Source organism: Paenibacillus sp. FSL H7-0756 (assembly GCF_038006765.1).
Classification (GTDB): domain Bacteria; phylum Bacillota; class Bacilli; order Paenibacillales; family Paenibacillaceae; genus Paenibacillus_AQ.
In genome coordinates this window covers 1,455,795-1,467,341 of the sequence record NZ_JBBOVT010000001.1, presented here as the reverse complement: position 1 = coordinate 1,467,341, position 11,547 = coordinate 1,455,795, and the positions used below count along the sequence as shown (strand labels likewise).

Sequence of the window (11,547 nt, the reverse complement as noted above, 5' to 3'; positions counted from 1 at the left end):
GCAGTTATTCTCTTTGGAAAAATGGGGTGGATTCGCACCTAGAAAATCAATCTCAGCATCCAATACAAATATATAATCGCAGGAAGCATTGTGATTACTAAAATTCCTTGCTCTGCAAAGCTGCCTATCCATTGGAAAGGGATATTTTCGCCTCACTCTTTACAACAAAGAAAATATCTCCTCCAAATTATGTTCACGATTAGTTAAAATAAGTATGATCAATCCAAGTAACTACAGGAAATTTTCGTCTAATTTCATTTTTCATAATACTCATTCCTTTAATATCATTTTGCTTCTCGTAGCATTGGTAATAGCGCTCATAAGTGCTATAGACAGGTTTTAAGTCCATGAGTTTGGTATAGAATAAATGAGCATCTTCGAGATAGTTACTTTGAAAACAAAGATCACCAAGTAATGTAATAACCTTTATATTATTTGGTTGCTCGTCATATAGCTTGATCAAAATATCAATTGCTACCTCTGTAAAACTATAATCCGCGAGTAAAAGGCATATGTTGTACTTCGTTTCTACGCTTCCCTTCAAAAGGAGCCCTAACACACTTTCAAAGATTTCAAATTCCTGCAGTATGATAAGATGACGGCAAACTTCAATAAGCAATTTTTCTAAACCTGTAGTTAATCGAACATTGGAACTATCTTGTCTGTTGACTAAACTCATTAGCACGTCACTCTCTCTGTTGCTTAAATTCAAAAGTGGACGCGCTCTACGAAAGAGGGCAGAATCCTTAAGAATAACAGAAAGTAGAAGCAGATCTTCTCCCGCTTCAACAGGATATGTGGTAATATCAGACCATTGTTCACGTGCCTGCTCATATTTTTTATCAAATTGTAAAGACACCGCGATAATATGAGGTGGTGGTTTGATATTAAATTTCCCCACATATTTCCTAAGCAACGGGTGTCTCAAGACGTATAGGGTATCCAGCAACAGCCTTAAATCATTAATATTCTGAACATTATATATGAACTCTATATTGTGATAGACCTCCTGAACAGGGAGATTTGCTTTCGTTACGATTTCAAAATACTTTTTCAAAGCCGGCGAGTACGTTTTCTTTTCTCGTAGGACCTGAACCGTCTCTTCATAGCTTTGAGTTATTTTTCTTTGCTTGTCATATATTTCAGCCAACATAAACCGGGCTTTATAACCTCCTGAACCTTCAGATATCATCGTTCCTTCTGTTTGATTTCCAATGAGGAGACACTTCTTGAATGATAATATCGCTTCTTCCTGATAACCGGCTTCCAAGAGCATTTGTCCTTGAACATAACGCATTTCAGAATCCGAAGGAAATAACTGAAGCGCATCCTCTATGATTCTTAAACCGTCTTCATGCTTATCCAACTTTCCCAGACTCGAAGCGAGAAAAGACAGCAGATCCGGCAAAAATGCTTTATCTTTACACAAAGGGTAGGCTTGTTGAAACAGTTTAACCGCTTTCTCTGTTTCACCAAGAGCTACATAAGTTCTCCCCATATTAAACAAATTGTATCCACTAGGATTCTCATTAACAGCCTTAATCATGATAGGAAGATTTCTTTGCAGTTTATCCTTCTCTTCTATCGTCTCTTTGTTGTAGCCCGTATGGTGAAGGAGCAGATTCGCATCTCCTCCAACGAAAGAATAACGTTTATCCAATACATTAATATGTTCATGCAGATGACTCTCGAAATAAAGCTGATCATTATTCTTAAATAATCTTACTGCCTTATGTGTAAAGGTTTGCGCATAGGATATATAATTTTTAATTTCCAATAAGAAATAATCTGCATCTGAAACAATTTCCTTATAAATATCAGATTTCTCATCCAGATATTCATCCGCATCCATGATAAAAATATAATCACAGGTTGCTTGTTGAACACTATAGTTTCTTGCCTCGGAAAAACTGCCAGTCCATTCAAAGTAGTGAAGGTTTGAAGTAAACCTAGTTGCAATCTCTATAGTCGCATCTTCTGACCCAGTATCTACAATAATAATTTCGTCCACTTTGCCGATAACACTTTCCAAGCAACGTGCAAGTGTGTTCTCTTCATTCTTTACAATCATGCATAGTGATACTGTTCTATTCATCGAGGTATCCTCTCATCATTTCAGAAATTAATAATTATACTCTAATTATCGGCCTTTTTTCATAACAAAATAAGATGCATGATGATTAAAAATTTATTAATTCTATTCTTTAATTGTATTGAGAAAACCAAGGCGCTGTTGGGCAATCTTGTAATTGTATTCAGCTGAAATTCGATAATATGTTTTTGCTTTGCCCAGATTACCTGTAGTTTCATAGAATACAGCAAGGTTATAGGCTGCCAGGAAACTGCCTGTTCCTTTAACACTTTCGTATTTTGTAGTATCTCCTACGGACAGACATTTCAAATATGACTCTTCTATTAAGGGGAAATATTCAAAATACTTATCTGTATCACTAAACACCAGCTCCATAAAGAACAACCCACTAGCGAAAAGGAAATCTGGATAGTCGCTTAAGTTATGCGTCTCTTGTTCAATTAGAGTAAGCCCTCGTTCAAAATTGTTCAGCCCCAAGATTGTATGTAAATACTCAATCACTACTTGAGGTTTGTAACCATCATTATTGGTGATTGTGTTATAACATTTTGTTAGGTACACATTAGCTTTAGCATATTCTTTTATTATCCGGTACTCTTTACCCAGCTGGAATAGTGTATATGAATCACCAGGATTCTGTTCTAACTCCACTTCTAGCATCTTAATATTACGTTTATACTTCTCAGACTTAAAATATCCGTCATGATACACCTCAATAGATACGTTTTTTCTTGGAAGATCAGAAACAATCTGCTCATGTATTTTACCGTTGTAGAATGATCCTTTGGGAAACAATCGGGTCACATAAGCCTTCGATTCTCTGAGCTCTCCATTATAATCAAAGCTGTTAGTAATTTGGATTCGACCTAGGGCATCATGCTTACGTATGAAATCGTCTATTTCCTTCCGGGAAGCATGTGTAATCTGATCATCTGCATCCAGAACTAATATCCACTCACCATTGCACTGCTCTAAAGCATAGTTTCTTGCACTCGAGAAATCATCATCCCAAATGTAATCAAAGATCCGTGCTCCAAAGGTGCTTGCAATCTGCTTAGTATGATCTGTAGAACCTGTATCAACGATTACGATTTCATCAACGACAGATTGTACACTCTGCAGACACCTTGCAATTTTTTTCGATTCATTCTTTACAATCATAGCTAATGATAACATCGGCCTCACCTCACTTAGTTTCTACCGTGCATTCGTAGGTTCAAAAAAAAAAGACCTTAGATAAACTAAGGTCTCTATTCAGACAGTGAAGATTAACGGAGCAATTGAAGAACACCTTGTGGCTGTTGGTTCGCTTGAGCAAGCATCGCTTGAGCTGCTTGTGCAAGAATATTGTTCTTCGTTTGCGCCATCATTTCTTTGGCCATGTCCACGTCACGAACACGGGATTCTGCTGCAGTCAGGTTCTCCGAGGAAGTATTCAGGTTGTTGATTGTGTGTTCCAAACGATTCTGAACAGCACCCAGTTTCGAACGTTCTGTAGATACTTTTGCAATGCCCGCATCAACAGCTGTCAGAGCTGTTTGCGAATTAGCCTTAGTCTTCAAATCACCTACAGCAGTCATTAATGCTGCAGCATCCATATCGGCAAAGGTATAAGAAATCTTTTGCCCTGTGTTAGCGCCCACTTGGAAGTCCACAGCAGTTGTAGCGCCATTCCAAAGTTTCTGTGTATTGAATTCGGTATCATCAGAAATACGTGTAATCTCAGTGGCCAATGCCTGATACTCTTGGTCAATAGCTTCACGGTCAGCCGTAACGTTCGTATCATTGGAAGATTGAACAGAGAGTTCTCTCATCCGTTGCAGGATGGAGTGAGTCTCATTCAATGCACCTTCAGCTGTTTGGATCATGGAGATGCCATCTTGAGCATTACGGGATGCTTGATCCAGACCACGAATTTGTCCGCGCATTTTCTCAGAGATTGCCAGACCTGCAGCATCATCTCCTGCACGGTTAATCCGAAGACCGGAAGACAATTTCTCGATGTTCTTACTTGTGTTGCTTGTATTGATTGCCAATTGACGGTGAGTGTTCAGCGCCGTAACATTGTGGTTAATGATCATATTGATTTCCTCCTTGAATGTAACTTCCACATCCTTGTGGAAGGTTTATAGATTAGAGTTGAACCTTAGATTAACGAAGCAGTTGAAGAACGCCTTGCGGCTGCTGATTCGCTTGAGCAAGCATTGCTTGAGCTGCTTGAGCAAGAATGTTGTTCTTTGTCTGACTCATCATTTCTTTAGCCATATCCACATCACGAACGCGGGATTCTGCTGCAGTCAGGTTCTCAGAGGATGTATTTAGGTTATTAATCGTATGCTCCAGACGATTCTGAACCGCACCCAACTTCGAACGTTCTGTGGATACTTTACCGATAGCCACATCAACAGCAGCCAGAGCTGTAGATGCATTGGCTTTTGTCGTCAAATCACCAACAGCAGTCAAAGTAGTTGCATCCATAGAAGCGAATGTATACGAAATTTTTTGTCCAGTATTAGCACCAACTTGGAAATCCACTGCTGTGGTAGAACCGTCCCACAGCTTCTGCGTATTAAATTCCGTGTCTTTAGAAATACGTGTAATCTCAGTTGACAATGCTTGATACTCTTGATCAATAGCAGCGCGGTCAGCCGTAACGTTCGTATCATTGGAAGACTGAACAGAAAGCTCTCTCATCCGTTGCAGGATGGAGTGAGTCTCATTCAATGCACCTTCTGCCGTTTGTATCATGGAGATTCCATCCTGAGCATTACGGGATGCTTGATCCAGACCGCGAATTTGTCCGCGCATTTTCTCAGAAATAGCCAAGCCAGCAGCATCGTCCCCTGCACGGTTAATCCGGAGACCGGATGACAGCTTCTCGATGTTCTTGCTTGTATTGCTAGTGTTAATTGCCAGTTGGCGGTGAGTGTTCAGCGCCGTAACGTTGTGATTGATAATCATGATAATTTTCCTCCCTGAAATATACTGGTTCCACATCCTTGTGGTAACAAGGATCCGTTAAGGTCGGCCGCCCTGCGGGATCTTCGTCTAAATTATATATCGTCTTTAAACCCTCATGAGTTTAGAGTAATCCGGCAAATTTCCACATATTTATTTTTGATTATTTTGATGTCATAAAGAAAAACCGGAGGTAGCCCTAAGCTACCACCTGTTAAAGTCTTATATCCATATTAATTTTTCGCCTCACGTAATCGTTCAATAAGCGTGTTAATCTCTAAGGGAGCAGGTGCTGCCGATTCCTGATTGGATTCCTTAATGGATAGATATATTTCTTTACGAAATATATCTATATGACTGGGAGCTTTTATACCAACTTTGACTGTATCCCCCTCTACACTTAAAATTGTAACTTCAATCTGGTCCGTTATGATGATACTCTCGCCTTTTTTTCGAGAGAGAACGAGCATATTAAACACCATCCTTTCCATCAATACTTGGAGACAACGCTAATAAGCTGTGCTTAGTATGATAAGGTGTGTTGTGCAGTACAATCTGCTTGCCTACTCGTTCTTCTGGATTAAGCACAAGAGGAGCAAGCAAATTAATCGTAGACTCCTCCACCTTATTCTTCAGGGTTATTACACAACGTACGATTAGTTGGTTATTAATCTTTAGTTCCTTTGCTTCAGCGTCAGGAAGATCAAACTCATAAGACGGATAGAAGACAAAAGGGTCACTAAGCAGAAAGGACAAGGCCTTATCTTTCGTCGACTGTAAATACCAGAAAGAATGATCAGGGGTAGAAATTAATGCGAAATCAGTTTCCTCTTCAAATCCGGGAATCCCCTTTGAAAAATGAAATACATGTTCCTCATCCACTTTCATTTTCCCCCAAGACAGTGTATCAATAATCATCTGTTTCCACTCCTTCGTACAATATTAAACAAGAAAAGCCGTAGAAGCGCTATCCGGCACAACTACAGCTCACAAATTACCATTTCAAATTCACTTCAGGCGGAATGAACTGAATAGATGCATACTGCCTCATATATATATCCAGTTTACCTCTTGTATATTCAATATCAGGCCGACGAACAACTACATCTATCTTTATCGCTCCCCTCAAAAACTCAATCCGGGGGCTTCTCGTTTCAAAATGAATATCCACATTATCATACGAAGCGGGGCCACGAATTTCAGGAAACGAAACAGAATTCCAATCCCCCCCATACAATTCTGGAATAGAGTTTCCAGGTTTAAAGAATTCAGCCATTCGATTCCCCTGCTCCACTCGACGCGCAATGCCTTGGAGGTAAATTTGCTCAATACCGGAATATATGCGCCTATTCACCTCAATAAGACTCCCGCCATTATAGGCAGCCAATGCTTTGGATTGATCCACAGACATTTCAGGTTTAAACTGCTGGATATCCCACTGCCCTCTTTCGGATGTAATGTTTAGCTCTGCTTGGTGTTGAATAATTGAGAATTCCCCCATGTCAGAATCAATACCTATCAAACCAGGTGTCTGACGTATTTGAACTACTGACAGTTTCAACAGAGAGCACCTCCATTATCTTATGAAATCAACGAGAGTTGTAGATATAATCTTAGCTCCAACAGATAGTGAGGCATTGTAGATGTTCTCTTGAATCTTGGACTTCATAATAAGTTCTTCGTAGTCCGCATCCTCAGTCTTAGCTTGAAGGTCTGTCAAGTTTAAATTCAAATCGCTCAAACGATCCTGCATCAACTCTACGCGATTAGTCTTAGCACCTATTTCAGAGCGGGCTGACAAGATGGTCTCTACGCGAGTGTCAATTATATCAAGTTGTCTGGAAACCGCTGTAATGTTACCAGTTTTCAATCCTTCTGAAATACTGTTTATTATAGAAAACAGATTATCTGTTTCTCCTGTATATCCAAAAATATCGTTTCCTGTCATATTAATAGGTAATTCCACACCCTCACCTACAATATATTGAATTTGTCCTGGGTCTGTTGTAATTACCTTAGTAGTATCGTAGGTGCCATCAGCCCGCTTGGCAAAATCATAAGGTTTGGTAGCATACTGTTCACCATTGAATATATACTTTCCGTTCAGCTTGCTGTTCGCTATATCCACTAGTTGTTCTTTAAGTTGCATCACTTCTTCATTAATACTATCCAAAGCTGACTGTGGATTACTGCCGGTAGAAGCCTGAACAGTAAGCTCCCGCAAACGTTGAACAACATCCCCCGCCTGTCCCAACACCGTATCGTTATAATTCAGCCAGGACAGCGCGCTATCCACGTTCTTCGTGTACTGCTCATTAGAGGACAGCTCGGCGCGGTAGCGGAGGGAATAGGTGATGCCTACCGGGTCGTCGGAGGGCTTGTTGATTTTGCGGCCGCTGGCCAGCTGGAGCTGGGTCTCGTTCATGGTTCGTGCATTGCGGTTCAAGTTAAGCAGCAGCTGTGAGCTCATCATATTGGAGGTGACTCTGATCATGGTATGGCCTCCTTATCTTCCGACTGTGCCGGTAGAATTAATCAATTTATCAAGCAGTTCATCATAGGTGGTCATGAAACGTGCAGCAGCACTGTAGGCATGCTGGAATACGAGCATATTGGACATTTCTTCATCCAGCGACACACCGCTTACGGATTGGCGGCGGGAATTCACTTGCTCCACCAGATAATCGGCGTTACTCGCCTGGCGTGTGGCCTCTTGAGATTGGATACCCAATTGTCCAACCATGGAGCTGAGATAGGACCCGACTGTACCGGTCTTAGTACCATCTGCTGTAGCGAAAGTATTGTTATCCTTCATATTGCTGAACAGCAGCGCCAGTGTATTATTTCCTTTTACTACGGATACATTGCCTGAGGTATCTGTAGTAGTACGCAAGGAAGTAGCAAACAGCGTGGGATCTGCAGCGATTTCTGGATTCAGCTTAAGATTGGCAGCAGTGATCGCTTCTCCGGCTACCGCAGAGGTGAAGAACGGCCGGCCCGAGGTCCCGTTGAGCGCATACCCCAGTTGGTGGAGACCGTTCAGACCTTTGACTGTTGTTCTTAGATCACCCGGCAACGGGATAGGTACCGCGCTTCCTGCTGAAAGAGTTGTTTTGGTGCCATCTGCATTAATAATCTCTGAATCCTTGAGCACAGTCGTTCCTGCGGGCAGGTTAGAGCCTGACGGTATGGTCACCTGCACTTCACCATTGGCAATGGTATTGGCCATCGCGTCGAGCTGCTTCCTGTAATCTGCTACATAGGTGTTTTTGGAGAAAAGCATCCCATAAGCTTCACCAGCCTTCAAATCGCCGGAGGCGAAGGCGGTATTAAGAAACGTACTGTCTACAGCCGCAGTCACGGTTGCTCCTTGAACTAACGGCTGTGTGCCCAGTGAGATGTTATATCCGGCATCTGTATCCAGAATGGTGATGTTAGCAATCTTGGACAGCTTGTCCGTCAACAGGTCGCGCTGGTCGCGCAGATCATTGGCTTTGTCGCCCATACCTTCTATCTTGGAAATGGATTGATTGAGGTCAGCGATAGAGCTGAGGTAGCTCTGAATCTCTTTGCCTTTGACGTCAATGTTGGTACTGAGATCGCGGTCCAGATTGCTGAGCTGTGTACTCATATAGTTCATGGCATCCGTGAGGGCCTGGGCTGTCTGAACGACGATCTTGCGGGCTGTGGGATCTTCCGGATTCTTACTGAGGTCCGACCAGGATTTCCAGAAGTTATCCAGTACGATACGGACACCGGTATCTGAAGGCTCATTCACAATCGCTTCCAGCTTATCTAAGGTATCCGACTGAATGCTCCAGTTCCCGCTTGCCGAGTTCTCCCCGCGGAATTGATCGTCCAGGAACATCTCCCGAATCCGCTCAATGGAACTGAATTCAACCCCTGTTCCCAGTTGCCCTGGCATCGTCGAGTTATTCATACCATAGGCTTCAATCGGGATGGCCGCCTTCATATTCACACGCTGGCGGGTATACCCCTCCGTGTTGGCGTTGGCAATGTTGTGGCCGGTGGTATTGAGCGCCGCTGTCTGGGTAAACAGGCTTCGTCTTGCGGTCTCGATGGAGTGGAATGTGGATGTCATGCTACTTGTTCCTCCCTTGTGATTGCTGCGGTGAGCGCAGCTCAGCGGATAACCTGATTATCCACGGGCATCAAAAATACCCGGCCGAGTCACACTGCTGCCCTTGTCGGACGGATGATGGTATGTCATTTCCTGATTTGGTCTTCCGACCAGCAAATCCAGGGAATAATCTATAAAGGTAAGCGACTGCTCAATCAGCTTCTGGTTCAGCTCATTGGCCTTTTTTAATTGCTGCAATGTGCCGGAAAGCTTCTGCTGAATCTGCAGCAGGCGCGATTTGTCATCGGGATCAAAGACAAGGCGGGACAGCTCGGTAAGATTCAGATTCAGATTGGAACGGATTCCAACCCCCTGCAAAAACTCGAAGGCTGCTTCTGCACGCCGTTCTTCCAGCTGTCCGATCACCTTCATCAGCTTGGACTCGCGGTTCAGGATATCAATAAGACCCTCCACCTTGTTGTCCATAATGGTCTGTTTCTTGACTGCGGCCAGATCCAGCATCTGCACATGCGCCTCGTCCAGCCGCTCAAGCAAGTCTAATAATGTTGTAAGTGCCATGGGTGTTTTCACCTAATTCTCGGAGGATTGCTTAAAGTAGGGGGCGAGTGTCTCGGCGAGCTTGGCTGCGTCAACCTGGTAGGTACCTGCGGATACTTGCTGTTTCAGGCTTTCGATCTTGTTCGCACGTTCAGTGTCAATCTTCCCGCTCTTCTGTGCCTGAAGCAGCTTGATGGCTTCATCCGAAATCGATACCTCATCCTTGCGTGTACTCTTCTTCATCTGTTCCTGCCTTTGCGATTCCGCACTTCGTTGGTATGGATTAATCGCATTGATTCGTCCGGCATCGTTAATTTTCATAACTTCACCTTCCTTCTGTAATAAAAAAGCCGATAATCTTTACTAAGTTTATCGGCCCCTGTTGAAACATTCTTTATAGCTGCAAGCGTTTTTTTGCAGAATTGTTTAGTTGCGGAACTTGTCCACCGCGCGGTAAGCGCCATCTGGAGCCTTCTTGGAAGCGCTCGAGTCTGCACTTTCCTTGGCTGCATTGGCAAGGTCCTTGGTCAGACGGCTGCGGCAGCTGTCGCACATATGCCCGTCCCGGATCAGGGTTCCGCATACCTCACAAGGGTACATCATATTAGGCGCATTGGCGATGGAAATCCGGCCCTCCCGGATAAAACGCGTAATTTCCTTGATGGAAATATCGGTGGCATCGGACAGTTCCTGTATGTTGGTGCCTCTATTTTTACGCAAATATTCTACACAGATTTCATATTCATGCTCTAACTCTTTGATGCAGGGCTGGCACAGGTTCATCAGGTTCTTGACATATAACCGGCCGCATCTCGGACAATTGTCTACATTCATTTCTACCGCGGCTCCCTTCTATCATTCTGCACAACTCATGAATCGCTTATGCTACTAAGATTACATGATCGCCGAAGATCCGTCTATGATTAGTATCGGTCAGGGAAGCGGTTTTATTGAATTCCAGAGCAGCAGCTGCTGCTAGGAACGGGCCCAGGTCAGAGAGTATATCTCGGCAGTACAATCCAGGCTGCGGCAGAGCTGCTGAAGCGCCCCGGCGCAGGCACGAATCGTACTCCCTGTAGTGTAGATATCATCGACAATGATGATTCGCAGAGTGTGCTGTTCACGCTGATGCGTCGCACGGGAATGCAGGTGTTCCTTCAGACTTTGCAGAACAACCGGATCTGTATTTCCGGCAAAAGCATGCTTCATATCGGCCAGGCGCTCCCTTCTGCTTTTGAAGCTCTGCTTGGCAGTGTGATGGGTGCGGACCAGCAGCGGAAGCTGGGGGACTCCTCTACGCCGGGAGACTGCGTCTGCCAGCCGCTCCGCCTGATTGAAGCCCCGCTCGGACAGGCGGACAGCGCTCACAGGTACAGGGACCAGGATATCGGCTTGCCACAGGTTAGAACAATTCCGAAGCTTTGATTGTAACAACGTGCGTGGTTCGCTGAAAAAATTACTTGCTTGTGCTCCATCTTGTGCTTGTCCGCTCTGTTCCTGTTGCAGCAGCGCATATGCCCTGTCCAGCATCAGACCAAGCAGGGGCGCAAGCCGCTCATTCCCCCGATATTTATACTGCCCAAGTATTTCGCGCATTTCACTAGTGTACGCTACTGCACTCCGGTTGCACCGGATCGGTAAGTGCCCATGGCTCCGGCTGCAATCGGGACAGCCCACATGACGTCCGCAGGTCTGGCACCGGGGAACGCGAATCCATGGAATGCTGCTCTGGCAGTGTACGCAGATTCCGGGCCATTCGGGGGAAGGACGGCCTCTGCGGCCGCAAAACAGACATTCCGGCTGCGAAGGCGCGATCAGGGAGCGGGCTTGCTTCATCCATGACGTCAGGTGACGCATT

General features: G+C 44.2%; 13 protein-coding genes. All 13 read right to left on the bottom strand.

Translation table 11 applies throughout. The annotated features are described in order from the left end of the window. Positions 1-199: 199 nt before the first annotated feature. The 13 genes from NST04_RS06510 to NST04_RS06450 all read right to left on the bottom strand — a co-directional run bounded on the left by NST04_RS06510 (position 200) and on the right by NST04_RS06450 (position 11,546). Positions 200-2,095 carry a glycosyltransferase gene (locus NST04_RS06510; RefSeq protein ID WP_341183633.1) on the bottom strand — a complete coding sequence of 632 codons (1,896 nt, stop codon included), beginning with the start codon at positions 2,093-2,095 and terminating at the stop codon, positions 200-202. A 102-nt stretch (positions 2,096-2,197) separates the two neighbouring features. Beyond that, entirely contained in the window at positions 2,198-3,268 is a 1,071-nt protein-coding gene (locus NST04_RS06505) for a glycosyltransferase family 2 protein (protein WP_341183632.1), read from the bottom strand. Positions 3,269-3,360: 92 nt separating this feature from the next. After that, complete coding sequence (locus NST04_RS06500; protein WP_341183631.1) at positions 3,361-4,173, bottom strand: flagellin N-terminal helical domain-containing protein; 813 nt, start codon at positions 4,171-4,173, stop codon at positions 3,361-3,363. Between the two features lie 70 nt (positions 4,174-4,243). Continuing rightward, positions 4,244-5,053 (bottom strand): flagellin N-terminal helical domain-containing protein, encoded by an 810-nt coding sequence (locus NST04_RS06495; protein WP_341183630.1) that lies wholly within the window; start codon positions 5,051-5,053, stop codon positions 4,244-4,246. A 230-nt stretch (positions 5,054-5,283) separates the two neighbouring features. After that, positions 5,284-5,520 carry a carbon storage regulator CsrA gene (csrA, locus tag NST04_RS06490; RefSeq protein WP_341183629.1) on the bottom strand — a complete coding sequence of 79 codons (237 nt, stop codon included), beginning with the start codon at positions 5,518-5,520 and terminating at the stop codon, positions 5,284-5,286. A 1-nt stretch (position 5,521) separates the two neighbouring features. Continuing rightward, a complete protein-coding gene (gene fliW / locus NST04_RS06485) occupies positions 5,522-5,968 on the bottom strand; it encodes a flagellar assembly protein FliW (protein ID WP_341183628.1) in 447 nt (148 codons plus the stop codon). A 76-nt stretch (positions 5,969-6,044) separates the two neighbouring features. Then, positions 6,045-6,611 (bottom strand): DUF6470 family protein, encoded by a 567-nt coding sequence (locus NST04_RS06480; protein ID WP_341183627.1) that lies wholly within the window; start codon positions 6,609-6,611, stop codon positions 6,045-6,047. A 15-nt stretch (positions 6,612-6,626) separates the two neighbouring features. Next, entirely contained in the window at positions 6,627-7,544 is a 918-nt protein-coding gene (flgL, locus tag NST04_RS06475) for a flagellar hook-associated protein FlgL (RefSeq protein ID WP_339251834.1), read from the bottom strand. A gap of 12 nt (positions 7,545-7,556) precedes the next feature. Beyond that, the gene (flgK, locus tag NST04_RS06470) at positions 7,557-9,152 is read right to left on the bottom strand and encodes a flagellar hook-associated protein FlgK (RefSeq protein WP_341142668.1); all 1,596 of its coding nucleotides are present in this window, start codon (positions 9,150-9,152) and stop codon (positions 7,557-7,559) included. Between the two features lie 57 nt (positions 9,153-9,209). Next, positions 9,210-9,710 (bottom strand): flagellar protein FlgN, encoded by a 501-nt coding sequence (locus NST04_RS06465; protein WP_341183626.1) that lies wholly within the window; start codon positions 9,708-9,710, stop codon positions 9,210-9,212. Between the two features lie 12 nt (positions 9,711-9,722). After that, on the bottom strand, positions 9,723-10,010 hold the full coding sequence (flgM, locus tag NST04_RS06460) for a flagellar biosynthesis anti-sigma factor FlgM (RefSeq protein WP_036694667.1): 288 nt from the start codon (positions 10,008-10,010) through the stop codon (positions 9,723-9,725). Positions 10,011-10,115: 105 nt separating this feature from the next. Further along, positions 10,116-10,523, bottom strand: a complete 408-nt coding sequence (locus NST04_RS06455; RefSeq protein ID WP_036694666.1) for a TIGR03826 family flagellar region protein — start codon at positions 10,521-10,523, stop codon at positions 10,116-10,118. A gap of 141 nt (positions 10,524-10,664) precedes the next feature. Then, positions 10,665-11,546: a ComF family protein gene (locus tag NST04_RS06450; RefSeq protein ID WP_341183625.1), complete on the bottom strand. Its 882-nt coding sequence runs from the start codon at positions 11,544-11,546 to the stop codon at positions 10,665-10,667. Between the last annotated feature and the right edge of the window lies 1 nt (position 11,547).